This window comes from Streptomyces humi (assembly GCF_001005085.2).
In the GTDB taxonomy this organism is placed as follows: domain Bacteria; phylum Actinomycetota; class Actinomycetes; order Streptomycetales; family Streptomycetaceae; genus Streptomyces; species Streptomyces humi.
The window spans coordinates 114705-141398 of the sequence record NZ_LBMU02000038.1 but is presented as its reverse complement, the minus strand read 5'-3'; the positions used below and the strand labels follow the sequence as shown (position 1 = coordinate 141398).

Genomic DNA, 26694 nt, shown 5'->3' with positions numbered 1-26694 from the left:
CGTGAAGTCCCTGGTCAGAGCTTGCTCAAGATTCAACCGACTGCCCCGAACGGCCGCTTCCGAGTGGTCGCGAGAGGAACGGCGGCCTAGCGTCGTACTAACATTTCCGGTTTGTTACCCAGCCGGAGCCGGACAACCCCAGGCAGACCTGAGGGCCCGCCGGCGCCCCGGAGGGTTCCGGGAACGAGACGCGAGGACCGGATGGCAGCGACTGACGAGAGCAGTGCTCTCGGCCTGCTCGACGAGGAGATCCGCGAGGAGTTCGGGGACACGGCACGGTTCTCGGCCGGGCCGGCGGCGTCGCCGCGCACGCTCGTGGACGTCTTCGAAGCGAGTGTACGGGCCCATCCCGAGGAGCCCGCACTGGACGACGGCACCACCCAGCTCAGCTACCGCGCGCTCGCGGCGGAGGTGGAGCGGCTGCGGCGGCGACTGGCCGGGGCCGGGATCGGGCTCGGCGACCGCGTGGGCGTCCGGGTCCCGTCCGGAACCAACGACCTGTACGTCGCCGTGCTCGGCGTGCTGGCCGCCGGTGCCGCCTATGTGCCCGTGGACGCCGAGGACCCGGACGAGCGGGCCGCGCTGGTGTTCGGGGAGGCGGAGGTCGGCGCCGTCGTGGGCGCGGGCCTGGAGATCGATGTCCGGCGCGACTCCGGCAGACCCGCCGGCCGGCCCGGCACCGGGCACGACGCCTGGATCATCTTCACCTCCGGTTCCACCGGCAAGCCCAAGGGCGTCGCAGTCACCCACCGCAGCGCCGCCGCCTTCGTGGACGCCGAGGCCGCGCTGTTCCTGACCGAGGAGCCGATCGGCCCCGGCGACCGGGTCATGGCGGGCCTCTCGGTGGCCTTCGACGCCTCCTGCGAGGAGATGTGGCTCGCCTGGCGCTACGGCGCCTGTCTGGTGCCGGTGCCGCGCTCCCAGGTGCGCAGCGGTGCCGACCTCGGCCCCTGGCTGGTCGAGCAGGAGATCACCGTCGTCTCGACCGTGCCGACCCTGGCCGCCCTCTGGGAGCCCGAGACCCTGAACGACGTCCGCCTGCTGATCTTCGGCGGTGAGGCCTGCCCGCCCGAGCTGACGCAGCGGCTGGTCACCGAGGGCCGCGAGGTCTGGAACACCTACGGGCCCACCGAGGCCACCGTGGTCGCCTGCGCGGCCCTGATGACCGGCGAGGAGCCGATCCGCATCGGGCTGCCGCTGAACGGCTGGGAGCTCGCCGTCGTGGACGACGCGGGCGAGCCCGTGGCGATGGGCGACAGCGGCCAGCTGGTGATCGGCGGCGTCGGTCTCGCCCGGTACCTCGACGCCGAGAAGGACGCGGAGAAGTACGCGCCCCTGGAGTCGCTGGGCTGGGAGCGGGCGTACCGCAGCGGTGACCTGGTGCGCGCCGACCGTGCGGGACTGGTGTTCCTCGGGCGGGCCGACGAGCAGATCAAGCTCGGCGGCCGGCGTATCGAGCTCGGCGAGGTGGACGCGGCCCTTCAGGCGCTGCCCGGCGTCGCGGGCGCGGCGGCGGCCGTACGGACCGCGCGCAGCGGCAACCAGCTGCTGGTCGGCTATGTCGTCACCCAGGACGGCTGGGACCAGGCGGCGGCCGTCGAGAAGCTGCGCGCCGAGTTGCCCGCCGCGCTGGTGCCGCTGCTCGCGCCGGTCGCCGAGCTGCCCACCCGCACCTCCGGCAAGGTCGACCGCAACGCCCTCCCCTGGCCCCTGGAGGGCCTGGAGAGCGGCGGCCCGGCCGAGCAGCTGTACGGCACCGAGGCCTGGCTCGCCGAGCAGTGGACCGAGGTCCTGGGCATCCCGGTGACCAGCGCCTCCGACGACTTCTTCGCGATCGGCGGCGGCAGCCTGTCCGCCGCCCAGCTCACCACCCGGCTGCGCACCCGCTACCCGAGCGCGGCCGTCCTCGACATCTACCAGCAGCCGGTGCTGCGCAAGCTGGCCCGCCGGCTGGAAGAGTCCGTGCAGGACGACGGCGCCGAGCGCACCATCGCGCCGGTGCCGCGCGGGGCCCAGCTGGTGCAGCTGTTGCTCCTGCTCCCCCTGTTCACCCTCCTCGGGCTGCGCTGGACGGTGGTCCTCGCCGCGCTCGGCAACGTGCTGGGCGGCTACGGCTGGCTGCCCACGGCCTCCTGGTGGCTGGTCGCCGCCGGGGCCCTGGTGCTGTTCACCCCGCCCGGCCGGATCGCGCTCGCGGCCGGTGGCGCGCGGCTGCTGCTGCGGGGCGTGAAGCCGGGCACGTACCCGCGCGGCGGCTCCGTCCACCTGCGGCTGTGGACGGCCGAACGGCTCGCCGAGTCAGCCGGCGCGACCGCGCTGACGGGGTCCTGGCTTGAGCGGTACGCGCGGGCGCTGGGCGCCAAGATCGGTCCCGACGTGGACCTGCACTCGCTGCCGCCGGTCACCGGTCTGCTCAGGGTGGGGCGCGGTGCCGCCGTGGAGTCCGAGGTGGACCTGTCCGGCTCCTGGCTGGACGGCGACCGGCTGGTGATCGGCCCGGTCCGGATCGGCGCCCACGCGGTCGTCGGCACCCGCAGCATGCTGTTCCCGGGCGCCCGGGTCGGCAAGCGCGCCGAGGTGGCCCCCGGTTCGGCGGTCACCGGGCAGATCCCGACCGGTCAGCGCTGGGCCGGCGCCCCGGCGGTCAAGCTGGGCAAGGCCAAGCGGAACTGGCCCAAGCACCGGCCGCAGCGCGGCACCTACTGGCGGGTGATGTACGGCCTGACGGGTCTCGGGCTGAGCGCGCTCCCGGTGCTGTCCGGTGCCGCCGCGCTGCTGGTCGCCGGGCGTTTCGTGGCCCCCGGGGACGGTCTGGGCGAGGCTCTGCGGGGCGCGGCGGTCGCCCTGGTCCCGGCCACCCTCGCCTTCGGGCTGGCGTACGCCCTGCTGATCCTGGTCGCCGTCCGGCTGCTCAGCCTGGGTCTGCGGGTCGGCACGCACCCCACGCACAGCCGGGTCGGCTGGCAGGCGTGGACCGTGTCCCAGCTGATGGACCGCTCCCGCGAGACCCTGTTCCCGCTGTACGCCGGGCTTGTCACGCCGGTGTGGCTGCGGCTGCTCGGGATGCGGATCGGGCGGGGTGCCGAGGTGTCGACGGTGCTGGCGCTGCCGAGCCTGACGACGGTCGGCGAGGGCGCGTTCCTGGCCGACGACACGCTGACCGCGCCGTACGAGCTCGGTGGCGGCTATGTGCGGATCGGGCGCGCGGAGATCGGACGGCGGGCCTTCCTCGGGAACTCCGGGATGACCGCGCCGGGCCGCAGCGTGCCCGACGGCGGTCTGGTGGGCGTGCTGTCGGCGACGCCGAAGAAGGCCAAGAAGGGCACGTCGTACCTGGGGCTGCCGCCGGTGAAGCTGCCGCGCAGCGCCGCCGACGGCGACCAGAGCCGCACCTACGAGCCGCCGGCGCGGCTGCTGTGGGCACGGGCGCTGGTGGAGACGTGCCGGATCGTGCCGGTGCTGTGCTCGGTGGCGCTGGCCGGACTGACGGTCGCCGCGCTGTGCGCGCTGGGCGCCTGGGCGCCGCTGCTGTCCGGCCTGGTGCTGCTCGGCGCCGGTGCGGCCGCGGGTCTGGTGTCAGTGCTGGCCAAGTGGCTGCTGGTCGGGCGGCACCGCAGCGGGGAGCACCCGCTGTGGAGTTCGTTCGTGTGGCGCAACGAGCTGGCGGACACCTTCGTGGAGGTGCTTGCGGTGCCGTGGCTGGCCGGCTCGGTTCCGGGTACACCCTTGATGACGGCCTGGCTGCGCGGTCTCGGTGCGCGCGTCGGCAGGGGCGTCTGGGTGGAGAGCTACTGGCTCCCGGAGACCGATCTGGTGACCCTGGAGGACGCGGCCACCGTGAACCGCGGCTGTGTCCTGCAAACTCACCTCTTCCACGACCGGATCTTGCGGACGGATACTGTGGTTCTCCGTGAGGGCGCCACGCTGGGCCCTGGCGGGATCGTGCTGCCCGGCAGCACGATCGGGGCCCGTACCACCCTGGGTCCCGCGTCGCTCGTCATGGCGGCGGAGTCGGTTCCCGACGACACCCGCTGGCTCGGCAACCCGATCGAGGCATGGCGTCCCTGAGCGCGGGCCGTCCGACGGTGGCCGCGGGCATCGGTGCACCGAGAGACGGTTCGAGCACAGCGCAGGGAGCGAACGCGGAAGTGGCAGTGCAGCAGTCAGCGGGTCCGGACCCGTACTTCCCGGACAACGGCGACGCCCGGTACCGGGTGCATCGCTATGAGCTCACGCTGGACTACCGGCCCGGACCCAACCGCCTGTCCGGCATGGCCCGGATCAACGCGATCGCGGGCCGGGCAGCGCTGCCCGAGTTCCAGCTGAACCTGGCCGACTTCAAGATCGGCCGGATCCGGGTGGACGGCCGCCAGCCGCACTGGACGCACCGCGGCGGCAAGCTGCGGGTGAAGCCCGCGAAGCCGCTGCGCGCCGGGGCCGCGTTCACCGTGGAGATCCACTGGTCGGGCAATCCCAGGCCGGTGAACAGCCCCTGGGGCGGGATCGGCTGGGAGGAGCTGACGGACGGCGCGCTGGTGGCGAGCCAGCCGGTCGGCGCGCCCTCCTGGTTCCCGTGCAACGACCGGCCCGCCGACAAGGCGTCCTATCTGATCTCGGTCACCTGCCCGTCCGCCTACTCGGTGGTGGCCGGCGGCCGGCTGCTGACCCGGACCACCAAGGCGTCCACCACGACCTGGGTGTACGAACAGGCGGCGCCGACGTCGAGCTACCTGGTGAGCCTCGCGATCGGCAAGTTCCAGACCGTGCTGCTGGGCGACCCGGGCTTCGGCGGGGTGCCGATGCACGGGCACATACCGGCTCATCTGCTGCCCGAGTTCTCCAGGGACTTCGCGCGGCAGCCCGCGATGATGGACCTGTTCCAGCGGCTGTTCGGGCCGTACCCGTTCGACGAGTACGCGGTCGTCGTCGCCGACGAGGAGTTCGACGTCCCCGTCGAGGCCCAGGGGTTGTCGCTGTTCGGCGCCAACCACGTGGACGGGGCGCGGGGTTCGGAGCGGCTGGTGGCGCACGAACTCGCCCACCAGTGGTTCGGCAACAGCGTGTCCATCGCCGACTGGCGGCACATCTGGCTGAACGAGGGGCTCGCCAAGTACGCGGAATGGCTGTGGTCGGAGCGGTCCGGTGGCCGTAGCGCCCAGCAACTGGCGGGGATCGCACACCGGTTGCTGGCGGGGCTGCCGCAGGACATCCGGATCGCCGCCCCGGGCAAGAAGGCCATGTTCGACGACCGGCTCTACGAGCGCGGCGGGGTCACGGTCCACGCGATCCGCTGCGCGCTCGGCGACGAGCGGTTCTTCCACATGCTGCGGGCGTGGGCGGGGCTGCACCGGGGCGGGGCCGTGACCACGGCGACGTTCCAGGCGCACGTGAACCGCTTCGCCGACGAACCGCTGGACGGGCTGTTCGACGCCTGGGTGCACCGGGCGCCGCTGCCCGCGCTGCCCACCCAGTCGGTCCCGGCGCGTCCGGCGCAGCCGCCCACCAATGCCGAGTCGGCGTAGGCGAAAATAGGCGCATGGCCCGACGTACCCCGCAGCCCCGGCGGCAGCCCGGCTCCGCACCGGCTCACGGCACCCCCTGTCCCTGCGGCCTCGCTGAGACGTACGAGGGGTGCTGTGGCCGGTTCCACCGGGGTGCGGCGGCGCCCACCGCGGAGCGGCTGATGCGCTCGCGCTACAGCGCCTTCGTCGAGCGGGACGAGGGGTACCTCCTGCGGACCTGGCATCCGCGGACGCGTCCGCCGGGGATCGACTTCGAGCCGGGGATGCGCTGGACCGGCCTGGAGATCCTGGGGACGACCGACGGCTCGGCCTTCCACACCACCGGCACGGTCACCTTCCGGGCCTCCTTCCAGGGTGGTTCGCTGGTGGAGCGCAGCCGGTTCGAGCGGGTGGACGGGGCGTGGGTGTACGTGGACGGTGAATTCCCGCAGGCGTAGCGGCGCTACGGCGCGAGCACGTCCAGTTCCTCGAGGGCGCCGACGGTGATCGCGCGGGTCAGCCGCTCCGCCCGGTCCGCGTCGCCCTCCCGTACCGCCTCGGCGAGCTGCACGTGCAGGGTGACGGCGGCGGGGGCGGGGTCCTCGAACATCACCTCGTGGTGGGTGCGGCCCGCGAGGACCTCGGCGACGACGTCACCGAGCCGGGCGAACATCTCGTTGCCGGACGCGGTGAGGATCACCCGGTGGAACGCCATGTCATGGACTAGGTACTGCTCCAGCCGGTGGCCGCGCGAGTTGGCCACCATGCCGAGCGCGCACTCGGTGAGTTCGGCGCACTGTTCCGCGGTGGCGTTCCGCGTCGCCAGCCGGGCCGCCACCGGTTCGATCGCCGAGCGCAGCACCGTGAGCGAGCGCAGCTGGTGCGGGCGGTCGGCGCCGGCCAGCCGCCAGCGGATCACCTGCGGGTCGTAGACGTTCCACTCGGCCTTGGCGCGGACGATGACGCCCACCCGGCGGCGGGACTCGACCAGGTGCATGGACTCCAGGACCCGGACGGCCTCGCGCATCACCGAGCGGGAGACCTCGAAGTGCTGGGCCAGTTCGTCCGTGCGCAGGACACTGCCCGGCGGGTACTCGCCCGCGGTGATGGCGGGACCGAGGGTGTCCAGTACGCGGCCGTGCAGCCCTCGGCCCGGTGTGCTCATGCACTCAGCGTACAGAGCGGATCACAGGCACAAAAAGTCAGACTTATTTGTCACACACTCTTGAATTCGTCGTACCTAATGGGTTTCATTTGGGCCGGCACCGGATGACGTTCGCCGGTGCCGATGTCGAGGAAGACAGCGAGGCAGTGATGCGGACCCCCCACGTCGTCGTGGTGATGGGCGTCGCCGGCACGGGCAAGACCACGATCGGTCCTCTGCTCGCCGCCCGGCTCGGCGTCCCGTACGCAGAGGGCGACGACTTCCACCCGGCGGCCAACATCGCCAAGATGTCGGCCGGTCACCCGCTGGACGACGCCGACCGGTGGCCCTGGCTGGACGCCATAGGCGCCTGGGCGCACGGGCGGGCCGGGCTCGGCGGGGTGGTCAGCAGCTCGGCGCTGAAGCGGGCGTACCGCGACCGGCTGCGGGCCGCCGCGCCCGGGGTGGTGTTCGTGCACCTCACCGGCGACCGCAAGCTCATCGAGGACCGGATGTCGCACCGGCAGGGTCACTTCATGCCGACCGCGCTGCTGGACTCCCAGTTCGCCACGCTCCAGCCGCTGGCGGCGGACGAGGCGGGCGTCGCCGTGGAGGTCTCCGGCACTCCCGAGGAGATCACCGCCCGTGCCGTCCGGGCGCTGGACGCCCTTCCCGACCCCACCGACCAGTAACCCATACCGCCAGAGGAAACCCTGTGACCAGACTCAGTGTCGAGTTGCTGGCTGCGGACCCCGTCGCGCCCATCACGTCGGCCGGACATGCCCAGCTGGGCATCGCCGTGCTGGCGGGCTTCGCGGTCATCATCCTGCTCATCACCCAGTTCAAGCTCCACGCCTTCCTGGCGCTGACCGTCGGCTCGCTCGCGCTCGGCGCGTTCGCCGGGGCACCGCTGGACAAGGTGATCACCAGTTTCACCACCGGGCTCGGCACCACCGTCGCCGGCGTGGGCGTCCTGATCGCGCTCGGGGCGATCCTGGGCAAGCTGCTCGCCGACTCCGGCGGCGCGGACCAGGTCGTCGACACGATCCTCGCCAAGGCGGGCGGACGCGCGATGCCGTGGGCGATGGTGCTGATCGCCTCCGTGGTCGGGCTGCCGCTCTTCTTCGAGGTCGGCATCGTGCTGCTGATCCCGGTCGTGCTGATGGTGGCCAGGCGCGGCAACTACTCCCTGATGCGCATCGGCATCCCGGCGCTCGCGGGTCTGTCCGTGATGCACGGTCTGGTGCCCCCGCACCCCGGCCCGCTGGTCGCGATCGACGCGGTCCACGCGAACCTCGGCGTGACCCTGGCCCTCGGCGTCCTGGTCGCCATTCCCACCGTGGTGGTCGCCGGTCCGCTGTTCTCCAAGGTCGCGGCCCGCTGGGTGGACGTCCAGGCACCCGACCGGATGCTCCCGCAGCGCGCGTCGGAGGAGCTGGAGCGGCGCCCCGGCTTCGGTGCCACACTCGCCACCATCCTGCTCCCGGTCGTCCTGATGCTGTCCAAGGCGCTGGTGGACATCGTCGTGGACGACCCGGCGCACACCGTGCAGCGCGTCTTCGACGTCGTCGGCTCGCCGCTGATCGCTCTCCTCGCGGCGGTGATCGTCGGCATGTTCACGCTGGGCCGGCCGGCCGGGTTCTCCCGGGAGCGGATCTCCCAGACGGTCGAGAAGGGGCTCATGCCCATCGCGGGCATCCTGCTGATCGTGGGCGCCGGCGGCGGCTTCAAGCAGACGCTGATCGACTGCGGGGTGGGCCAGATGATCCTGGACATATCCAAGGACTGGTCGATCCCGGCACTGCTGCTGGCCTGGCTGATCGCGGTCGCGATCCGGCTCGCCACCGGCTCGGCGACGGTGGCCACGGTCTCGGCGGCGGGCCTGGTGGCTCCGCTGGCCGCCGACATGTCGACGGCCCACACGGCCCTCCTGGTCCTGGCCATCGGCGCGGGCTCGCTGTTCTTCAGCCATGTCAACGACGCCGGGTTCTGGCTGGTCAAGGAGTACTTCGGCCTGAGCGTCGGCCAGACCATCAAGACCTGGTCCGTGATGGAGACGATCATCTCGGTGGTGGCGGGCGCCCTGGTCCTCCTGCTGTCCCTGGTGATCTAGCCGGACCCCGCCAGGGCGTGTTGCGCGTGCACGGCGTCGTGAGGCAGGCGGGACTTTCGCAACACGCCCCTCAGGGCCGCCACAGCGGATGCTCGCGCTTGGCCCAGTCCCGGCTCACCGACCCGGTCCGCAGGCCCCGCCTCGCCTCCGGGTCGCCGAGGGCCATGCCGATGTGGCCGGCCAGGACGACGCCGATCGTCAGGGCCAGCCAGTCGTGCACGAAGGTGGCCGAGGTGCGCCACATCAGCGGGGTGAGGTGGGTGAACCACATCATCAGGCCGGTGGCGAGCATCACCAGGGTCGCGCCGGCGATCCAGTTCGCGTAGATCTTCTGCCCGGCGTTGAACTTGCCCGCCGGGCGGGAGGAGCGGCGCCTGTCGCGGGCCAGGACGGCGTGCAGCCAGAGCCTGTCGTGGGGGCCGAAGCGATTCAGGAAGCCGAGGTCCCTGCGGAAGGCGCGGGAGGCGAGTCCGAGCAGGACCGGGACGGGGAGGGCGAGGCCCGCGCACTCGTGGATCCGGACGACCAGTTCCCGGCGGCCGACGAGAACCGCCAGCGTCGGGATGTAGAGGCAGGCGGCGGTCAGGACGCAGACGCCCATCAGCGCCGCCGTCGTGCGGTGGATCCAGCGCTCGGCGGCGGTGAAGCGGCGCAGCCGGTCCGTGGCGGCCGGCGCCTCAACCCGTAGGCTCATCGTCCCGTCCGTTCGACTTGCCGACCCAGGCGTCGACGTCGTAGCCCAGCTTCTCCCAGTAGCCCGGTTCCACCTTGTCCGTGACGGTGATCCCGGAGAGCCACTTCGCGGACTTGTAGAAGTACATCGGGGCGACGTAGAGGCGGACCGGGCCGCCGTGGTCGTGGCCGATGGGTTTGTTCTGCATGCGCAGGGCGACCATGACGTCCGGCCGGCGGGCCTGGTCGAGGGTGAGGCTCTCGGTGTAGGCGCCGTCGAAGCAGGTGAAGCGGATCGCCCTGGCGGTGTCGCGGACGCCGGCCAGGTCGAGCAGGTGCGAGAGCCGGACGCCCTCGAAGGGCGTGTCGGGCACCCGCCAGCCGGTCACGCACTGGACGTCCTTGACCAGCTTGGTCTGCGGCAGGGCGCGCAGGTCGGCGAGGGTGTAGGTGCGCTCCTCGTCGACCAGCCCGTCGATCTTCAGCCGGTAGTCGGCGGCGGTCCTGTCCGGCACCGACCCGGTCACCGAGTAGTAGCGGAACCCGCCGCCGTTCGGCAGCAGCCCGGTCAGGCCCGTGGGGTCCTTGCCGGAGAAGGTGCCGAGGACCGTCTCGGTGACCCGCTGGAGCACGGGAGCGGTCACCACGCCGAGCGCGCCGAGGCCGAGGGTGCCCAGGAACACCCGGCGGCCGATCGGCCTGCCGTCCTCGCCGGGCCGTGGTTCCCCGGTCGGTTCAGAATTCACGTACCCATTCGAACACCGTCCGGGCGGGTCCGGCCACGAAATCCGGCGGCCGTAAGGAATCCACAACCTCTTCTCATGAACCTCCCAGCGCCCGGTGCCGGGCCGCCCGGAACGCCTCGCAGGGGTCGCGGTCGGGGTACGACCAGGGCACCTCGGTGGTGTGCCGGCCGATGCGCTGGAAAAGGGCGGCCGCCTCGGCGTACCGGCCGGCGTCGCAGGTGGCCTGGGCGAGGTGGTTGAGGTCGACGTGCCGGCGGGGGTGCTCCTCGATGCCCCACTCCAGCCACCAGTCGAAGGCGGCGCTCAGGGCGCGGCGGGCGGCCGGCTCGGCCCAGTGCGCGGCGCCGGCCGGGGCGGCGGGCGCCCTTCCGGTGGCGGCCAGCGCCCGGTGGCGTTCGTTGTACGCGACGACCGGGAGGACCGCGAGCGGGGAGTCCGCCGGCGCCTCGGCGGCCGAGCGTTCCGCGAAGGCGCGCAGCTCGTACGCCCCCCGGGTCCCGGGCTCGGTCTCCGCGAGGCGGGCGGTCATCAGGTGGTGGGCGTGATGGTGTTCGGGGTGCCGGCGGCGCACCTCGGCGAAGGCGCCCCGGACCTCCTCGTCGGTGCCCAGGTGCCGGGCCAGCAGGAGCAGGCCGAGCCAGGGGGTGGGGTCGGCGGGGGCCAGCGCGGCGGCGCTGCCGCAGGCGTCGCGGGCCCGCTCGGGCGGCTCCTTGCCGCGCAGCGCCCGCCGGACCAGGGTCAGCGCGTACAGGCAGGCGGCGCCCGGGGAGCCGGGCTCGGCCAGCAGCCACTCGCGGGACCAGGCGATGGCGTAGGGCTCGCGCGCGAGAACGGTGACCCGGTGGCCCCGGCGGTCCCAGTCCTCACCCGTGTGGAGCAACAGGGAGCGGGCGGACTGCCAGCGGCCCTGGGCCAACGCGGCGCGGGCGGAGATGAGTTCGGCGTCGCCGAGGGCGTCGTCGGGGCAGTGTTCGCACCTGGGGTGCGCTGCCGCGGGGTGGCCTTCGGCAACGGCCCGGCCTGGGCCTACGAGGGGCGGGGTTGGGGGCACCGCGGAACTTCCTGGTTGTCGGGCTGCCATCGGCCGATCACGCACAGCAAACCCCCAGCCAAGACTTTGCGTCAAGCCGGACACCGCTGGTCCTCAGTTCAACTACCCTGGAACAGACGGAACTTGACGCGCGCCGGGCGGCGTTTGGCGTACCGTGACCGTAGGGCTTCGGGTTCCTGCTGTGGCGTACGCCATGGCGCGAGCCGTCCGGGCGTCGGACCATGGCAGTGCGGTTCCGCCGCCGCTCCGATCCATCCTCCGCGATCGACCCGGCCGTCATGACCGAGTCCGTCGCCCGGTTCCGGGTACTCCCGGAGCAATACCTGTCCGGCAGCGCTACAGTCGGCCACTACGCACCCCGTAGCCCGGCCGCATGATCGAGGTACGCAGCGTGTCCGTCCTGGTTCTGGTTCTCGCCGTGAGCGCGGCCTGTTGCCTCGGCTTCGGGTTCGTGCTCCAGCAGAACGTCGCCCAGAAGGCCCCGCTCAGCGACTTCCTCTCGCCCCGGCTGCTGCTCGACCTGATGCGGGTGCCGCGCTGGCTGGGCGGGATCGGCCTGATGGTGGCCGGCATGGTCCTGGGAGCGGTCGCCCTCGGCAAGGGCGAGATCTCCCTCGTCGAGCCGCTGCTCGCCACGAACCTGCTCTTCGCCCTCGCGCTCTCCAGACACCAGACCAAGCACCCCCTCAGCCACCAGGGCTGGGCCGGCCTGCTGCTGCTCGCGGGCGGGGTCACCGCGTTCATCCTGGCGGGCGAGCCACGCGGTGGCAACGCCATCGCCAACCCGCTGCGCCACTGGCTCATCATCGGCCTGGTGGTCGGCATCGCCCTGCTCCTCACCACCTACGCCAAACGGTCCCGGCTGAGCGCCGGGCCCACCCTGCTCGCCCTCGCCGCCGGCCTGCTCTACGGCGTCCAGGACGCGCTGACCCGCGTCACCAGCACCCGCTTCTCCGAGGGCGGCATCATGGAGGTGCTGACCGGCTGGCAGCCGTACGGCGTGCTCGTGCTCGGAGTCACCGGGCTGATCCTCGTGCAGAGCGCGTTCGAGACGGCGGAGCTGCGGATGTCGCTGCCGGCGCTCACCGCGGCCCAGCCGCTCGCCGGGATCCTGTGCGGCGTGGGTTTCCTCGGGGACCGGCTGCGCACCGACACCGGGGCGCTGGCCTGGGAAGCGGCCGGGCTCGCGGCGGTCGTGGCGGGCATCGTGCTGCTCGGGCTGCACCCGGCGATGCCGCGCGGTGCGGCGCCCAAGGAGCAGTCCCTGGACCTCCAGCCACGCTGACGCCCCTCGCTCGCCGCCCGACCTCCAGCCGCGCCGACGCCCCTCGCTCGCCGCCCGAGGCCTGCTTGGATGGCCGCATGAGCGCTGCTGACGAAATCCTCGACATCGTCGACGAGAACGACCGGGTGACCGGGCAGTCCCCCCGCGGCGAGGCGTACGCCCGGGGCCTGCGCCACCGCTGCGTCTTCATCCAGGCCAGGGACGCCGCGGGCCGCGTCTTCGTCCACCGCCGCACCGCGACCAAGCTGGTCTTCCCCTCCCTGTACGACATGTTCGTCGGGGGCGTGGTGGGCGCGGGCGAGTCCTACGACGACGCCGCGCTCCGGGAGGCCGAGGAGGAACTCGGGGTGACCGGGCTTCCCCGGCCGGCGTTCCTGTTCAAGTTCCTGTACGACAACGGCGCCGGGCAGAGCTGGTGGTCGGCGGTGTACGAGGTCCGCTGCGAGCTGCCGGTCCATCCACAGGCGGAGGAGGTGGCCTGGCACACCTTCCTGACCGACGAGGAACTGACGGCCCGCCTCGGGGAATGGGAGTGGGTGCCGGACGGCTTCGCGGCCTGGGACAGGCTGCGGGAGTGGCGAAGCGCCCATGGAAAGGGCACGCTCTGAAAGGGCACGCTCCGAAAGGGCACGCTTCGAAAGGGCACGCTTCGAAAGGGCACGCTTCGAAAGGGCACGCTCCGAAAGGGCGCGAGGAACCGCGCGACCTGCCGCCACCGGCCCCGACCGGCCCGCGGCCGGACGCCCGCGCGGCCCCCCGCGGCCCCCCGGTAGGCTTCCTGCACGTGATCGAATTCGCGCGGAACGTCCGATTGTGGTTCGCCCCCGAGGCCGTGCGGCAGGAGGGGACGACCCCCGACTACCGTTTCTCCCTCGCCAACGAGCGGACCTTCCTGGCCTGGCTGCGCACCGCTCTCGCCCTGATCGGCGGCGGCTTCGCCGTGGACCAGTTCCTGCCCGACCTCCGCTGGGGCTGGCGCGTCGGCCTCGCGCTCGCGCTGCTCGCCGCCGGCGTGCTGTGCTCGCTGCGCGCCGTGAACCACTGGATGCGCTGCGAGCGGGCGATGCGGCGCGGTGAGGACCTGCCGGTCTCCCGCTTCCCGGCCCTGCTGAGCGTGGTCGTCGCCGTGGTCGCCGTGGCGATGGTGGTCGTGGTGCTCGTCGGGTGGGAGGGATGACCGGGCCCGCCCGTGACCCCGGGCTCCAGCCGGAGCGGACCCGGCTGGCCTGGCGCCGCACCACGCTCTCCGCCACCGTCGTCGGTGTCCTCGCCGCGAAGACCGCGCTGCACGACAGCACCTCGGCCGCCGGGATCGTCGCCTGCGCGGGCTGCTGTGCCCTCTGGCTGGGCTTCCTGCTCGTCGCCAACCGCCGGATCCGCGCCCTCGCGGCCACCGGCCGCCCCCCGGCGCTGCCTCCCCGGCAGGCGACCACGGCGGTCCTGTGCACGGTCGCCGTCGCACTCTGCGCGCTGGCCCTGGTCGTCTAGGACGCCCCGACAGGACGCCGGCCGCGAGGACGCCCGGCTCCGGGCTGGCCCTCCGCCGGCCCGCTCACCGTGATCACCAGCTTGCCCCGGGTCCGTCCCTCCGCGCTGCGCCGCTGGGCGTCGGCCGTCCGCTCCAGCGGGAACGTCTCGGCGACGTGCACGACCAGCGCCCCCTGTTCGGCGAGCGCCGCGAGTCGTCTGAGGTCCTCGGTGTCGGGGCGCACGAAGCAGTATCGGCCGCCGAGGTCCGCCACGGCCGGGTCGGCGATGGAGGCCATCCGGCCCTCGGGGGCGAGCAGGTTCGCCGAGGTGGCCAGGGTGTCCCCGCCGATCGTGTCGAAGACCGCGGCCACCCCTTCCGGGGCCAGCCCCCGGACGCGTTCGGCCAGGCCCCGGCCGTGGCTCACCGGTTCGCCGCCGAGCCCCCGTACGAACGCGTGGTTGCCCTCGCTCGCCGTGCCGATGACCCGGGCACCGAGGTGGGCCGCGAGCTGGACGGCCAGGGAGCCGACCCCGCCGGCGGCGGCGTGCACGAGGACCGTCTCGCCGCGCTTGACCTCCAGGGCGTGCACGAGCACCTGGTAGGCGGTGAGACCGGCCAGCGGCAGCCCCGCGGCCTCCTCGAAGCCGAGGTTGCGCGGTTTGCGGGCGAGGGTGCGCACGGGCGCGGCGACGTACTCGGCGCAGGTGCCCCGGGAGAGGAAGTCCTCGCGGACATAGCCGATCACCTCGTCGCCGGCCGCGAACTCGGTGACCGCGGCGCCCGGCCGGACGACCACACCGGACACGTCCCAGCCCGTGACCACCGGGAAGACCGCGTCCAGGACGCCGTCCAGAAGGCCCTCGCGGCACTTCCAGTCGACCGGGTTGACGGCCGCCGCGCGGACCTTCACCAGCACCGAATCAGGGCCGACCGTGGGGTCCTCGACCTCGCCGTACTCCAGCACCTCGGGACCGCCGTACCGGCTGTAACTGATGCCCTTCATGCCCACGACCCTCCGGGGTACTCGGACGCCACGCAAGCGGGATGCCCCGATATGCGGCGTACGCGTGGCAGCCTTTGCGACGGCGTCACGCCACGTTCCCCGGATCCCGTACCCCTGAAGGCGAGCACCATGACCACCCTTCACCAGGAACACACCGCACACGGCCACAGTCACGGACCGGACTGCGGGCACGACCAGGTGCCGCACGGCGACCACGTCGACTACGCGCACAACGGGCACCTGCACCGCGAGCACGGCGGCCACTGGGACGAGTGCGAGCCCGAGGCGCACGTCACCCATGACGGCCACGACCACCGGCACGGCGACGGCTGCGGGCACACCGGCGTCCTGCACGGCGACCACGTCGACTACCTTCACGACGGTCACCGGCACGCCGAGCACGACGGCCACTGGGACGACCACTGAGCGACGCGTCCCGATCGGCGGCTCCCCGTTCTGCGCGCGCGGGGAGCCGCCTTCCGGCACCGGGCCGTAGGGTGGTCCCGGTCACGTTCGACTCATCCACTGGACGACATACCGACCGGTCGGCATCATAGTCGGGACCTGTTCATTCGTTCGTAGGAGCGATGCATGAGCCCCGACCACCCGCCCGGACTGGATCTCGACCGGCTGCGCGGCCTGCTCGACCGCGAGCGCCCCGGCCTGGTGAGCGGTCCGCTGACCGGCAGGCTGATCGAGGGCGGGCGGTCGAACCTCACCTACGCGGTCTCCGACGCCACCTCGAAGTGGGTGGTACGACGGCCGCCGCTGGGCCATGTCCTGGCCACCGCGCACGACATGAAGCGCGAGCACCGGGTGATCAGCGCGCTGCACCCGACCGAGGTACCGGTGCCGCGGCCCGTGCTGCTGTGCGAGGACGAGGAGGTCCTCGGCGCGCCTTTCTACGTGATGGAGTTCGTCGAGGGCACCCCGTACCGCACCTCCGGCCAGCTCGCCCCGCTCGGCCCGGAGCGCACCCGCGCCGCCGTGCTCTCCCTCGTCGACACACTGGTGGAGCTGCACGCCGTGGACCCGGCGGAGGTGGGCCTCGCCGACTTCGGCCGGCCCGAGGGCTTCCTGGACCGCCAGCTGCGCCGCTGGGGCAAGCAGCTGGACGCCTCCCGCAACCGGGAGCTGGCCGGCATCGACGAGCTGCACGCCACCCTGGGCCGCCGGCTGCCCGACTCCCCCGCACCCGCCGTCATCCACGGCGACTACCGCCTGGACAACGTCCTGATCGGCGACGACGACACGATCAAGGCGATCCTCGACTGGGAGATGTCCACACTCGGCGACCCGCTGACCGACCTCGGCCTGCTGGTGATGTACAGCCAGCCGCTCGGCGCGCCCGACTCGCCGGTGTCGACCACCGCGGAGGCGCCCGGTCACCCGTCCCCGCAGGAGCTGGTCGAGCGCTACGCGGCCCGCTCCGGCCGGGACGTGTCCGCCGTCTCCTGGTACACGGCGTTCGCCTGGTTCAAGCTCGCCGTGATCCTGGAGGGCATCCACTACCGGTACACGCTGGGCCAGACGCTCGGGCAGGGCTTCGACCGCATCGGCGAACTCGTCCCCGTCTTCATCGACCACGGACTGACGACTCTTCAGGAAGGCTGACCGGCCATGGACTTCGCGTTCGACGCGCGCACCGAGGAACTGCGCGCCCAACTCCTCGCCTTCATGGACGAGTTCGTCTACCCGGCGGAGGCGGTGGCGGAGGAGCAGCGGGCCGCGCTCGCCTCACCGTGGGACACCCCGGCCGTGGTCGAGGAGTTGAAGGCCGAGGCCCGCAGGCAGGGCCTGTGGAACCTCTTCCTGCCCGACGCCGAGTACGGCGCCGGCCTCACCAACCTCCAGTACGCGCCCCTCGCCGAGATCACCGGCCGCTCCCCGCACCTGGCGCCCACCGCGCTGAACTGCGCGGCCCCGGACACCGGCAACATGGAGGTGCTGGCGCAGTTCGCCGACGAGGCGCAGAAGAAGCAGTGGCTGGAGCCGCTGCTGGCGGGTGAGATCCGCTCGGCGTTCGCCATGACCGAGCCGGAGGTGGCCTCCTCGGACGCCACCAACATCACCACCCATATCGAACGCGACGGCGACGACTACGTCGTCACCGGCCGCAAGTGGTACATCTCCGGGGCGATGAACCCGGACTGCAAGATCTTCATCGTGATGGGCAAGACCGATCCGGACGGCCCGGACATCCGGCGTCAGCAGTCCATGGTGCTGGTCCCGCGGGACACCCCGGGTGTCACCGTGAAGCGCGCGATGCGGGTCTTCGGGTACGAGGACCACTCGCACGGCGGCCACGCCGAGGTCGTCTTCGACCACGCGCGCGTGCCGGTGTCGAACCTGGTCGGCGAGGAGGGCGGCGGCTTCGCGATCGCCCAGGCCCGCCTCGGCCCCGGCCGGATCCACCACTGCATGCGGCTGATCGGCATGGCCGAGCGGGCCATCGAGCTGATGTGCCGCCGGGCCGTGTCCCGCCAGGCCTTCGGCAAGGCGCTGGCCCAGCAGGGCGTGGTGCACAACTGGATCGCCGACGCCCGGGTGACGGTCGAGCAGCTGCGGCTGCTGGTCCTGAAGACGGCCTGGCTGATGGACACCGTCGGCAACCGGGGCGCCCACACCGAGATCCAGGCCATCAAGATCGCGACGCCGCGCGCGGTCGTGGACATCATCGACCGGGCGATCCAGCTGCACGGCGCGGGCGGGGTCAGCCAGGACTTCCCGCTGGCCGAGCTGTACGCGGCGGCACGCACGCTGATGATCGCCGACGGCCCGGACGAGGTGCACCAGCGCTCGCTGGCCCGCCGGGAGCTGAAGAAGTACCTGTAGGCGCTGGTCCGGGAACGGAGACGACCGGCGGTCCCTCGATCGGGGCCACCGGTCGTCTCCGTTCTTCGGCCTCAGGGGCGCAGTGCCCGCAGCAGCAGGTCGGCCAGGTGGTCGGCGACCTCCTGGGGGGTCATGGGCCCGTCGGGGCGGTACCAGGTCGACAGGTGGTGGACCGAGCCGAAGTGGTAGTCCACCACCAGGTCGGCGGGGGTCGCGGTGGAGAAGACGCCCTCGCGCTGGCCCTCCTCGACGAGCGCGCGGAAGCGTTCGTGGTAGCGCCGGCGCTCGGCGCGTACCTGCTTGTTCTTCTCCGGGCTCAGATGGTGCATGGACCGGAAGAAGATCGACGCGTCGTCGAGGTTCTCGATGGTCGTGACGACCACGTCCGCCGCCGCGCCCCGCAGCCGCTTCTCGATGGGCTCGTCCGCGTTCGCGAAGGCGTCGAGCCGGTCCTGCTGGACGCGCAGCACGCGCGCGTACACCTCGTGCAGCAGGTCGTCCTTGGAGCCGAAGTAGTGGTACAGCGCCCCCTTGGTGACGCCTGCGGCCTCCACGATCTCCTGCACGGAGGTCCGGTCGTATCCCTGCTCCGCGAAGAGCCGGGTGGCGGCGGCGAGAAGCCGCTGCGGAACAGGAGCCCCGTCTCCGTCCGTCGTCCTGGGCACTGCCGCCACCTGCCTTTCTCGTAGATCCACTAACCCTGTTGCGGTCGGGAACGCAGTTCCCGTCGGAGGATCTTCCCACTTGCCGACTTCGGCAGGTCGGGCAGGATCTCCACCTGGCGCGGATATTTGTACGCCGCCAGTCTCTCCTTGCAATAGAGGGCGAGATCGTCCGGATCGGTTGCAGCCCCCGGGCGAAGACTGATGTAGGCCTTGACGGTCTCCCCGCGGTAGCCGTCGGGGATCCCGACGACGGCCGCCTCGCGTACCGCCGGATGGGTGTACAGCACGTCCTCGACCTCGCGCGGCCACACCTTGAAGCCGGACGCGTTGATCATGTCCTTCTTGCGGTCGACCACGTACAGCCAGCCCTGCGGGTCCATGAACCCGATGTCTCCGGTGCGCAGCTCGCCGTCCGGGAAGGTCTCGGCGGTGGCCTCGGGCCGCCGCCAGTACCCGGGCACCACCTGCGGCCCGCTCACGGCGATCTCGCCCTGCTGGCCGAAGGGCACCTCGTCGCCGGCGTCGTCGATGATCCGGACGACCGTGTCCGGGCCGGGCACCCCGACCGCGAGGGTCCCGGAGACGGGGTCGACGGGCGCTTCCAGCTGCGGCGGCACGGAGGCGCAGGGCGCGGTGCACTCGGTCAGCCCGTACCCGTTCCTGATGTACGGTCCGAACCCGGCCCGGAACTTCTCGACGAGGGCCGGCGGCAGTGGCGCGCCGCCCGAGGAGATGTTCGCGAAGGAGGCGAAGTGCTCCGGGGTGACGTCCGGGTGGGCGGCCAGGGCCATGAAGGCGGTGGAGGGCCCCACCGTGTACTGCGGGCGGTGCTCGGCGAACGCCTCCAGGACCACACCGGGCTCGAAGCGGTACGTCAGCACGAGGGTGCCCACGCTGGTGACGCAGGCGGCGAGCTGGCAGACCATGCCGGTGATGTGGAACAGGGGCGCGAGGGCGTAGTAGACCGGCCCGTCGGGCAGGGCGAGCCCGGTGCGCTGCCGCTCGGCGTTGTACATGATGTTGCCGTGCAGGTTGGTGGCGCCCTTGGGGGTGCCGCTCGTCCCCGAGGTGTAGCTGATCAGCGCGATGTCGGAGGGGACCGGGTCGCGTCCTTCGGGGGCCTTGCCGCCCCTGCGGGCGACCTCCACCAGGTCTTCGGCGTCGGCGGCCTGCGGCAGCCGTTCGAAGGTCAGCACGCGCGCGTCGTCGCGGGTCTGGAAGTCCAGTTCGCTCGCCGTGAGCACGATCCGTACCGGCGAGCCGGCGGCCGTCTCGCGCAGATACGACTCCCAGGCCCGCTGCGAGCAGATCAGCGCGGCCACCTCGGCGTCCCGCAGGACGTGGGAGACCTCCCCCGACTTGTACATCGGGTTGACCGGCACCACGGTCGCCCCGGCCTTCCAGGCGCCGAGCAGCGCCAGCACGAAGTGCGGGGAGTTCTGGAGGACGACGGCGACCCGGTCACCGCGCTCCAGGCCCTGTTCGGCCAGGTGGGCGGCGACGGCGTCGGTCAGCTCGTCGACCTCGCGGAAGCCGAGCCGGGCGTCGAAGTAGGTGAGGCAGGTCCGGTCGGGCGCCTCGGCGGCGGCGGCCCGCAGGGCGTGCACCAGCGAGGCGGGCGGTTCGACCGGACCGCGCTGGGCCTCGTCGAGCAGCGCCACCCAAGGCCGGGCGGCGTAGTGGGACTCGGGGTGCGGCCGGTTCACCGGGTGGCCTCCCACTTCTGCTGGATGTGGTTCATGTTCGTCAGCCAGCGGTCCGGGTCGGCCGCCCGGGCCTGGTAGAACCCGGCCACCTCCGGATGCGGCAGGATCAGGAACCGGTCCTCCGCCATCCCCTTGAACAGCGCGTCCGCGACGGCCTCCGGCTCGATGGCGGTCGGCTGGAGCACGATGTCGCCCGCGCTGCCGGTGGCGGCGAGCATGTCGGTACGGACGCCCTGCGGGCAGATGGCGTGCACCTTCAGGCCACGGTGCCGGTAGGTCAGCGACAGCCACTCGGCGAAGGCGTACGCGCCGTGCTTGGTCACGCTGTAGGGCGCCGCGCCGATCATGGTGAGCAGCCCGGCGGCGGAGACGGTCGACACGAACCGCCCGCTGCCCCGCTCCAGCCAGTCGGGCACCAGTTCCTGGGCGGCCCGTACGTGCGCCATGACGTTGACGTCCCAGGCCGAGGCCCACACGGCCGCGTCGGCCGCCTCGGACCCGCCGGAACCGAGCCCGGCGTTGGCGCAGTAGACGTCGACGGTCCCGCCGAGCGCGTCCCGGGCGGCCCCGACGATGCCGGACGCGTCACCCGCGAGAGCGATACCGCCGATCTCCTCGGCGACGGCGGCGGCCCTGTCCCCGTCCAGGTCGTTCACGACGACCCGGGCCCCCTCGGCGGCGAACCGCCGGGCGAGGGCGGCCCCGATGCCACCTCCCGCCCCGGTGACCACGACTCCGGCATCCTGCACGGCTCCCACCATCGGTCTCCTTCGACACGACGCGACACGACACGGCCCCAGCAGCGGCCAGACTAACCAGTCGGTATGTGTAAAGGGAAGGGTGACCGGTCCAACCTAGGGGCGCGGGGAACCGCGCGACCAGCCCCCACCGACCCGCGCCCGGACGACCACGGAGGCGACCCCCATGCGCCTGTCCAGAAGAGCTCTGCTCACCGCCGCCACGGCAACCGCCTCACTCACGGCGACGCCGGCCACCACAGCCGACTCCCACGGCACCCTCCACACCGGTTTCGACCGTCTCGCCGCCGACGGCTACTCTCTGCTCGGCGGCCAGAAGGTCGGCATCGTCACCAACCCCACCGGCATCACCCAGGACGTCCGCCACATCGTCGACGTCATGCACGCCGACCCCCGCGTGCGACTCACGGCCGTCTTCGGGCCCGAGCACGGCTTCCGCGGCACCGCCCAGGCCGGCGGCTCCGAGGGCCGCCACGACGACCCGGCGACCGGCCTCCCCGTCTACGACACCTACCTCAAGAGCGGTCAGCCCCTCGCCGACGTCTTCACCGCCTCCGGCGTCGACACGGTCGTCTTCGACATCCAGGACGTCGGCGCCCGCTTCTACACGTACATCTGGACGCTGTACGACTGCATGGAGGCGGCGCGCCTGGCCGGCAAGCGCTTCGTCGTGCTGGACCGCCCGAACCCGGTGACCGGCCGCGCCGCCCAGGGCCCGGTGCTGCACAAGGAGTTCGCCAGTTTCGTCGGCCGGCAGCCGATCGCGCAGGCGCACGGCATGACCGTCGCCGAACTCGCGAAGCTGTTCAACGCGCGTTTCCTGGGCAGGCCGGTCGCCCTGGACGTCGTGGCGATGTCCGGCTGGCACCGCGACCTCTTCTACGACGCCTACGGCCTGCCGTGGGTCCCGCCGAGCCCCAACATGCCCACCCCGGACACCGCGCTGGTGTACTCCGGGACCTGTCTCTTCGAGGGCACGAACCTCTCCGAGGGGCGCGGCACCACCCGCCCCTTCGAACTCCTCGGCGCGGAGGGCGTCGACGCCCGCTGGGCCGCCGCGGCCGACGGACTCGCGCTGCCGGGCGTGCGGTTCAGGGAGGCGTACTTCGCTCCGACGTTCTCCAAGTTCCAGGGCAGGACGGTCGGCGGGGTGCAGATCCACGTCCACGACCGGGCCGCCTACGACCCCGTGCGCACCGGCGTCGCCCTGCTCGTCACCGCGAAGAAGGTGTGGAGCGGGTTCGCCTGGCGGCCGGACCACTGGATCGACACGCTCACCGGATCCACGACCGTCCGCACGATGGTCGACGCGGGCGCCGGCCCGGACGAGATCTCCGGCGCCTGGCAGGACGAACTCGCCGCGTTCCGCCGGACGCGAAAGGAATTTCTCCTCTACAGGTGAGGCGCGGTGTATGGCCAATGTTGCCCCGGAGCGGGACGATGCGCCCACATCGCACCGGTTCGGGGACGAGGAGCCTGGTATGGCGGATCCTGGGATGAGTGTGGCTCCTTACTGGGAGCTGACCTTCGACGCGGACGGGGATCCGGACGGCGCCGAACGCGACCGGCTGCTGGACGAGGTCACGGGGCACGGCGTACGCGACCTGGTCGTCTTCGCGCACGGCTGGAACAACGACCGGTCCGGCGCGACCGCCCTGTACCGGCGGTTCTTCGCCCCGATGCCGAAGCTCGCGCCGAGGGCGGCGCTCGGGTACGTCGGAGTGATCTGGCCGTCGATGCGGTTCTGCGACGAGCCGATCCCCGACTTCCCCAAGTCGGTGGTGGCCACGGAGGCCGAGGAGTCCCCGGCGCCCGTCCTCGACAAGGACACCCGGCACGCGCTGCTGGAGACCTTCCCGGGGCGGGCCACGGTGGTCGATCAGCTCTCCCGGATGCTGGACCAGCGGCCGGCCGCCGAACTGGAGGAGTTCGGGCGCCTGGTACGGCTGCTGGTCGAGGTCCTCCCCGGCGGACCGCAGCCCCTGTTCGCGGCGGACACCCTCGCGGAGGGCGTCCCGGAGAGCGAGCCGGTGCTGTTCGGTACGGCGGCCACGGAGCTGTGCGAGGAGTTCGCGCAGGCGCTGACGTCCCCGCGGGAGGGCCCGGACGCGGCCGGGTTCGCCCTGCCGAACCCGTGGGACGGGGCGAAGGAACTGCTGCGGCAGGCGACGTACTGGGCGATGAAACGGCGGGCGGGGACCGTCGGGGAGCGTGGCCTCGGCCGGGTGGTCGGGCAGTTGGCGCAGGCGGCGCCGGAGGTGCGGGTGCATCTGGTCGGGCACAGCTTCGGCGGTCGGCTGGTGTCGTTCGCGCTGCGCGGGCTGCCCGACGGGGTGCGCACGGTGAAGTCCGTGACGCTGCTGCAAGGGGCCTTCTCGCACTACGCGTTCGCCGCCCGGCTGCCGCACGACCCGCGGGCGGGCGGGGTGCTGCATGGCCAGCAGAACCGCATCGACGGGCCACTGGTGTGCTGTTACTCCCACTTCGACGGGGCGCTCGGCACGTTCTATCCGCTGGCCTCCCGGACGGCGGACGACTGCGAGTCGGCGCTCGGCGCGGACCTGGCGGGGATGCTGGGCGACCGGTGGGGCGCGATGGGCCACGACGGCGTCCAGGCGGTGCCGGGTACACGGTCACTGGACCTGGCGGCGGCGCTGCGCGGACCGCTCGCCGCGCCGGGTTGCGTGAACGTCGACGCGGCGGCGGTGGTGCGGCGGGGCGGGCCGCCGACCGGGGCGCACAGCGACATCGTGCACCCCGAGCTGGCGCGGTTGGTGCTGGCGGCGGGGCGCGTCGCGTGACCCGCCGCCGTTCCCGTGTCCTGCCGTGTCACCGGTGTGACGTGTACTCCACCACCTGCTGGAAGGTCGGCCGGTTCTGCCAGCTGATGTTGTAGTGCTTGATGCCGCCCAGGGTGCGCTGGACGATCGAGTCGGCGCACCACTGGTCGCCCGCCGAGCACAGCGAGTCCCCGGGGTAGACGGTGGAGGCACTGGTGCCGGCCGCCGTCTTCAGGGTGCTGATGAGGATGTCGCGGCAGGAGCTGAGGCTGCCGCCACCGCAGTACTGCTCGGCCAGCGGTCCGGACACGCTCTGCCCGAGCACGGAGCGGACGTCCTTGTCGACATAACTCCACCAGCCGTACTGGTAGGAGCTGCCGGCGTGCGAGCCGGTGGGCCCGTGTGCGGCCCAGGGAGCCTCGTCGATGGGCAGGTTGGCGGTGAGCGCGGTGTACAGGTCGTCACCGAGGCCGGGCTGGAACTCGGCCTTCACCAGCAGGGGCCACCAGGCGTCGAGGATCCGGATGGCGTCGGAGTTGGCGTAGGTCTTCGAGCCCGCCGACGTCTCGGTGCGCTTGCCGCCCGCCGTCAGCCAGGTCTGGAGTTTGGTGACGGCCGCGGCGGCGGTGGAGTCGGTGACCGTACTGCTGTTGATCACCTTCAGCAGGTCCGGCAGCACGTCCTCGGCCCGCAGGTCGGTGAGTGACGCGTCTGCCATGGCCTTGACAAGCGAGGAGCGGGTGACGCCTCCGGCGGCCACGAGTTTCTTCACCCGGTCGTCGAGGAGGTTGCCCCGGTGGACCGAACCGTCGCCCCAGCTGGCGGTCGTGTAGTTGAGCGCCTGCTTGTTGTTCCAGGAGATGTAGTAGTCCTGGTCGACGGACTGGGGGTGCTGGGAGGCCGGGGTGTAGTCGGCCGTGTTGGTGGTCGGGTCCCAGTTCTGCCACTCGTACGCGGCCTGGCCCCAGACCGGGAACTCGGGGTCCACCCCGCTCGGGCGCACCGGGTTGTTGCCGCTGTTGTAGTACGCGGTGTGCGAGGAGTCGGCGTAGAACCAGTTGAAGGTGTAGTTGATGTGCTGCACCGCGCTCTGGAAGGTCCCGGGGCTGTTCACATAGCTGGGATCGTTGAGCATCTGGAAGCCGATGATCGAGTCGGCCTCGTGCATGTAGGAGGAGCGCAGGGTGGTGTAGGCGACCTTCTTCCCGCCGACGGTGGCCCGGTACTCGACCGGTCCGTACTTCGTCTTCCAGACCCGCATGGTGTACGAGCCGGCGGCCGTGCCGTCGGCCGTGGTCGGCTTCCAGGAGTTCGCCTGCTCGACCTTGTCCATGGCCGTGCAGGTGCCGTGGTACAGGTAGTGGTAGTCGTCCTGGCAGAGTTCGACGGCGTAGCTGTCGATGATGTCCTGGCCGGACGTGGTCGCGGACCACGAGTAGTCCTGGCCACGGCCGAGTTCGACGTACATGCTCAGGCCGGCGAAGGAGGCGCCGCGGGCGCTGATGCCCGGGCCCTGGATCTCCTGGAGCATGAGCAGCTGTGGGGCGAAGTAGCCGGTCTGCGGCCCGAAGACGGCGATCGGGTGCCCGCTCGCGGTGTACTTGCCGCTGACCACCAGGGCGTTCGACATCCCGCGCTTGGCCGAGCTGAGCGCGGTCGCGGTCGCCGCGGCGGAGGCGGCGCTCGCGCTCTGGTCGGCACCGGTGCCGGTGGCGTTGTACACCAGTGGCTCGGTCGTCACCGACCCGGCGTCGGGCAGCGCCTCGCCCTGCGGGCTGCTGGGCTTGGTGCCGTAGGGGAAGCTCTCGCCGTTGTGGACGGTGAGCACGGCCTCGGGGTCGTTGCGTTCCCGGAACGACTCCCAGACCTTGGTGCCCTCCGTCACGCCGTACTGCTCCTGGGCGGCGAGCAGCGAGATGGCGTTGTTGACCTCGCCACCGCCGCCGGAGCCGAACAGCGTGCCGATCACGGAGGCCAGCGCCACCAGGTCGGTGATCTTGAAGTGGTCGATCGTGCCGGCGTTGGTGATCGAGTCCTTGTGACCGGTCAGCACGTACTCACCGGGGAAGTAGCGGCCGCTGTCGGAGGCGTCGATGTAGGAGTTGATGCCGTCCAGGTAGGCGTCGGCGTCCGCGAGGGCCTGCTGGCCGCGGGTGCCGTTGTTGGCGACGGCGTTGTCGATCTGGGCCTGGAGGTCGGCCTCGGTGTAGGGCGCGTTGCGGTAGAACTCCTGCTCCAGGCCCTGGTTGGAGGCTACGCCGCCGGCGAAGGTGGTGAGCTGGCCGCGCCCGACGTGCCGGAACACGTCCATGAGCCACAGCCGGTCCTCAGCGGCGGCATACCCGGCGCCGAACTCGGTGCCGTATCTGGTGGTACCGGTGATATGAGGCACCCCGGTCGCCTTGTCGCGGACGATGGTCACGTCGCTGCGGCCGGCCGGGCTCTCCGTGGAGGCGACTTGACTCGAGGCGACCCCGAACGACGCGTCGTTGAAGAACGTGTTGATCTTCGCGTCGGTGAGGGTGGAATAGCCGGTGGCCAGGTTGGCGTAGGGGCCCAGCTGGTCCTCGGCGTGGCTGGGCTGGGTGCCGAAGGCCTGGTTGAGCAGGATCTGGGCGAGGGTGGCGTTGCCGTTCTCGCCGGGCGGCAGGATGTCCGAGCACTGGCCGCCGCAGTAGTCGTTGGAGGCCGCCGCCGCGGCGGGGGTCTGGGCGAGCGGGGAGAGCAGCCCGGCTATCAGCGCGCATACGGATGCGGCTTTCAGGAACCCGGGGAGCCTGCGGGGAGTTCTCAACTTGTCGAACAACGCGTGATGTCTGGTGCGTCGTTGCATGACATCTCCTCTGGACGAGGGGTGGTGCCGGACGTTACCGCCGGTATCCCCGAGATTGAAGATGAACATGCGTCAAGTTTTGGGATGGTCGCCGGACCGGCCGGCGACACCGGCCGCCGGTCAAGGCGGGC

The 26694-nt window shown here is 72.1% G+C and carries 23 protein-coding genes; 14 read left to right on the top strand and 9 right to left on the bottom strand.

Annotated elements, in window-relative coordinates:
- Positions 1-201: 201 nt before the first annotated feature.
- From AAW13_RS17710 to AAW13_RS17700, 3 genes are all read left to right on the top strand, one after another.
- The gene (locus AAW13_RS17710) at positions 202-4068 is read left to right on the top strand and encodes a Pls/PosA family non-ribosomal peptide synthetase (RefSeq protein WP_046732807.1); all 3867 of its coding nucleotides are present in this window, start codon (positions 202-204) and stop codon (positions 4066-4068) included.
- An 80-nt stretch (positions 4069-4148) separates the two neighbouring features.
- Positions 4149-5522: a M1 family metallopeptidase gene (locus AAW13_RS17705; RefSeq protein WP_046732808.1), complete on the top strand. Its 1374-nt coding sequence runs from the start codon at positions 4149-4151 to the stop codon at positions 5520-5522.
- Between the two features lie 14 nt (positions 5523-5536).
- On the top strand, positions 5537-5959 hold the full coding sequence (locus AAW13_RS17700; protein ID WP_071659583.1) for a YchJ family protein: 423 nt from the start codon (positions 5537-5539) through the stop codon (positions 5957-5959).
- Between the two features lie 5 nt (positions 5960-5964).
- Here the strand turns inward: AAW13_RS17700 and AAW13_RS17695 are convergent, their stop codons facing one another.
- Entirely contained in the window at positions 5965-6666 is a 702-nt protein-coding gene (locus AAW13_RS17695; RefSeq protein ID WP_046732810.1) for a FadR/GntR family transcriptional regulator, read from the bottom strand.
- Between the two features lie 149 nt (positions 6667-6815).
- Here AAW13_RS17695 and AAW13_RS17690 point away from each other — a divergent pair, with 149 nt between their 5' ends.
- A complete protein-coding gene (locus AAW13_RS17690) occupies positions 6816-7337 on the top strand; it encodes a gluconokinase (protein ID WP_046732811.1) in 522 nt (173 codons plus the stop codon).
- A gap of 23 nt (positions 7338-7360) precedes the next feature.
- Positions 7361-8758: a GntP family permease gene (locus tag AAW13_RS17685; protein ID WP_046732812.1), complete on the top strand. Its 1398-nt coding sequence runs from the start codon at positions 7361-7363 to the stop codon at positions 8756-8758.
- A 70-nt stretch (positions 8759-8828) separates the two neighbouring features.
- On the opposite strand, the gene AAW13_RS17680 is transcribed toward AAW13_RS17685, so the two are convergent.
- The 3 genes from AAW13_RS17680 to AAW13_RS17670 form a co-directional block, all read right to left on the bottom strand.
- A complete protein-coding gene (locus AAW13_RS17680) occupies positions 8829-9452 on the bottom strand; it encodes a cytochrome b/b6 domain-containing protein (protein WP_046732813.1) in 624 nt (207 codons plus the stop codon).
- Positions 9436-10176: a molybdopterin-dependent oxidoreductase gene (locus AAW13_RS17675; RefSeq protein WP_046732814.1), complete on the bottom strand. Its 741-nt coding sequence runs from the start codon at positions 10174-10176 to the stop codon at positions 9436-9438. Before AAW13_RS17675 ends, AAW13_RS17680 begins: the two co-directional genes overlap by 17 nt.
- A gap of 73 nt (positions 10177-10249) precedes the next feature.
- Entirely contained in the window at positions 10250-11227 is a 978-nt protein-coding gene (locus tag AAW13_RS17670) for a hypothetical protein (protein ID WP_240528641.1), read from the bottom strand.
- Between the two features lie 373 nt (positions 11228-11600).
- Here AAW13_RS17670 and AAW13_RS17665 point away from each other — a divergent pair, with 373 nt between their 5' ends.
- The 4 genes from AAW13_RS17665 (at position 11601) to AAW13_RS17650 (ending at position 14000) form a co-directional block, all read left to right on the top strand.
- On the top strand, positions 11601-12512 hold the full coding sequence (locus AAW13_RS17665) for a DMT family transporter (protein WP_240528640.1): 912 nt from the start codon (positions 11601-11603) through the stop codon (positions 12510-12512).
- Between the two features lie 77 nt (positions 12513-12589).
- Positions 12590-13120 (top strand): NUDIX hydrolase, encoded by a 531-nt coding sequence (locus tag AAW13_RS17660; protein ID WP_046732815.1) that lies wholly within the window; start codon positions 12590-12592, stop codon positions 13118-13120.
- 176 nt (positions 13121-13296) lie between these two features.
- Positions 13297-13689: a YidH family protein gene (locus AAW13_RS17655; RefSeq protein WP_046732816.1), complete on the top strand. Its 393-nt coding sequence runs from the start codon at positions 13297-13299 to the stop codon at positions 13687-13689.
- The gene (locus tag AAW13_RS17650) at positions 13686-14000 is read left to right on the top strand and encodes a DUF202 domain-containing protein (protein WP_046732817.1); all 315 of its coding nucleotides are present in this window, start codon (positions 13686-13688) and stop codon (positions 13998-14000) included. The genes AAW13_RS17655 and AAW13_RS17650 overlap by 4 nt, the downstream gene beginning before the upstream one ends.
- Here the strand turns inward: AAW13_RS17650 and AAW13_RS17645 are convergent.
- Positions 13997-14986, bottom strand: coding sequence for an NADP-dependent oxidoreductase (locus tag AAW13_RS17645; protein WP_046732818.1), 990 nt, complete (start codon positions 14984-14986; stop codon positions 13997-13999). The genes AAW13_RS17650 and AAW13_RS17645 overlap by 4 nt on opposite strands.
- A gap of 129 nt (positions 14987-15115) precedes the next feature.
- Between AAW13_RS17645 and AAW13_RS17640 the strand changes: the two genes are divergently transcribed.
- From AAW13_RS17640 to AAW13_RS17630, 3 genes are all read left to right on the top strand, one after another.
- Positions 15116-15412 carry a hypothetical protein gene (locus AAW13_RS17640; protein ID WP_046732819.1) on the top strand — a complete coding sequence of 99 codons (297 nt, stop codon included), beginning with the start codon at positions 15116-15118 and terminating at the stop codon, positions 15410-15412.
- Positions 15413-15577: 165 nt separating this feature from the next.
- Entirely contained in the window at positions 15578-16600 is a 1023-nt protein-coding gene (locus AAW13_RS17635) for a phosphotransferase family protein (protein ID WP_046732820.1), read from the top strand.
- A gap of 6 nt (positions 16601-16606) precedes the next feature.
- Complete coding sequence (locus AAW13_RS17630; RefSeq protein ID WP_046732821.1) at positions 16607-17821, top strand: acyl-CoA dehydrogenase family protein; 1215 nt, start codon at positions 16607-16609, stop codon at positions 17819-17821.
- Between the two features lie 71 nt (positions 17822-17892).
- Here AAW13_RS17630 and AAW13_RS17625 read toward each other — a convergent pair whose 3' ends face one another.
- From AAW13_RS17625 to AAW13_RS17615, 3 genes are read right to left on the bottom strand one after another with little or no spacing between them, the layout of a single operon-like run.
- Complete coding sequence (locus tag AAW13_RS17625; RefSeq protein WP_046732822.1) at positions 17893-18486, bottom strand: TetR/AcrR family transcriptional regulator; 594 nt, start codon at positions 18484-18486, stop codon at positions 17893-17895.
- Positions 18487-18515: 29 nt separating this feature from the next.
- On the bottom strand, positions 18516-20192 hold the full coding sequence (locus AAW13_RS17620; protein ID WP_046732832.1) for a class I adenylate-forming enzyme family protein: 1677 nt from the start codon (positions 20190-20192) through the stop codon (positions 18516-18518).
- The gene (locus AAW13_RS17615) at positions 20189-20953 is read right to left on the bottom strand and encodes an SDR family oxidoreductase (RefSeq protein WP_046732823.1); all 765 of its coding nucleotides are present in this window, start codon (positions 20951-20953) and stop codon (positions 20189-20191) included. The genes AAW13_RS17620 and AAW13_RS17615 overlap by 4 nt, the downstream gene beginning before the upstream one ends.
- Before the next feature lie 163 nt (positions 20954-21116).
- On the opposite strand from AAW13_RS17615, the gene AAW13_RS17610 reads away from it, so the two are divergent.
- Both AAW13_RS17610 and AAW13_RS17605 read left to right on the top strand, forming a co-directional pair.
- Positions 21117-22352, top strand: coding sequence for an exo-beta-N-acetylmuramidase NamZ family protein (locus AAW13_RS17610; protein WP_046732824.1), 1236 nt, complete (start codon positions 21117-21119; stop codon positions 22350-22352).
- Positions 22353-22431: 79 nt separating this feature from the next.
- Positions 22432-23751, top strand: a complete 1320-nt coding sequence (locus tag AAW13_RS17605; protein WP_046732825.1) for a hypothetical protein — start codon at positions 22432-22434, stop codon at positions 23749-23751.
- 28 nt (positions 23752-23779) lie between these two features.
- On the opposite strand, the gene AAW13_RS17600 is transcribed toward AAW13_RS17605, so the two are convergent.
- The gene (locus tag AAW13_RS17600; protein WP_046732826.1) at positions 23780-26563 is read right to left on the bottom strand and encodes a penicillin acylase family protein; all 2784 of its coding nucleotides are present in this window, start codon (positions 26561-26563) and stop codon (positions 23780-23782) included.
- Positions 26564-26694 lie beyond the last annotated feature (131 nt).

Bases quoted from the DNA above. Each gene is read 5' to 3' on its own strand.
- AAW13_RS17665 (WP_240528640.1), top strand. From the start codon at position 11,601: ATGATCGAGGTACGCAGCGTGTCCGTCCTGGTTCTGGTTCTCGCCGTG.
- AAW13_RS17635 (WP_046732820.1), top strand. From the start codon at position 15,578: ATGAGCCCCGACCACCCGCCCGGACTGGATCTCGACCGGCTGCGCGGC.
- AAW13_RS17640 (WP_046732819.1), top strand. From the start codon at position 15,116: ATGACCACCCTTCACCAGGAACACACCGCACACGGCCACAGTCACGGA.
- AAW13_RS17615 (WP_046732823.1), bottom strand. From the start codon at position 20,953: ATGGTGGGAGCCGTGCAGGATGCCGGAGTCGTGGTCACCGGGGCGGGA.
- AAW13_RS17710 (WP_046732807.1), top strand. From the start codon at position 202: ATGGCAGCGACTGACGAGAGCAGTGCTCTCGGCCTGCTCGACGAGGAG.
- AAW13_RS17695 (WP_046732810.1), bottom strand. From the start codon at position 6,666: ATGAGCACACCGGGCCGAGGGCTGCACGGCCGCGTACTGGACACCCTC.
- AAW13_RS17645 (WP_046732818.1), bottom strand. From the start codon at position 14,986: ATGAAGGGCATCAGTTACAGCCGGTACGGCGGTCCCGAGGTGCTGGAG.
- AAW13_RS17650 (WP_046732817.1), top strand. From the start codon at position 13,686: ATGACCGGGCCCGCCCGTGACCCCGGGCTCCAGCCGGAGCGGACCCGG.
- AAW13_RS17610 (WP_046732824.1), top strand. From the start codon at position 21,117: ATGCGCCTGTCCAGAAGAGCTCTGCTCACCGCCGCCACGGCAACCGCC.
- AAW13_RS17600 (WP_046732826.1), bottom strand. From the start codon at position 26,563: ATGCAACGACGCACCAGACATCACGCGTTGTTCGACAAGTTGAGAACT.
- AAW13_RS17700 (WP_071659583.1), top strand. From the start codon at position 5,537: ATGGCCCGACGTACCCCGCAGCCCCGGCGGCAGCCCGGCTCCGCACCG.
- AAW13_RS17680 (WP_046732813.1), bottom strand. From the start codon at position 9,452: ATGAGCCTACGGGTTGAGGCGCCGGCCGCCACGGACCGGCTGCGCCGC.
- AAW13_RS17605 (WP_046732825.1), top strand. From the start codon at position 22,432: ATGGCGGATCCTGGGATGAGTGTGGCTCCTTACTGGGAGCTGACCTTC.
- AAW13_RS17660 (WP_046732815.1), top strand. From the start codon at position 12,590: ATGAGCGCTGCTGACGAAATCCTCGACATCGTCGACGAGAACGACCGG.
- AAW13_RS17690 (WP_046732811.1), top strand. From the start codon at position 6,816: ATGCGGACCCCCCACGTCGTCGTGGTGATGGGCGTCGCCGGCACGGGC.
- AAW13_RS17630 (WP_046732821.1), top strand. From the start codon at position 16,607: ATGGACTTCGCGTTCGACGCGCGCACCGAGGAACTGCGCGCCCAACTC.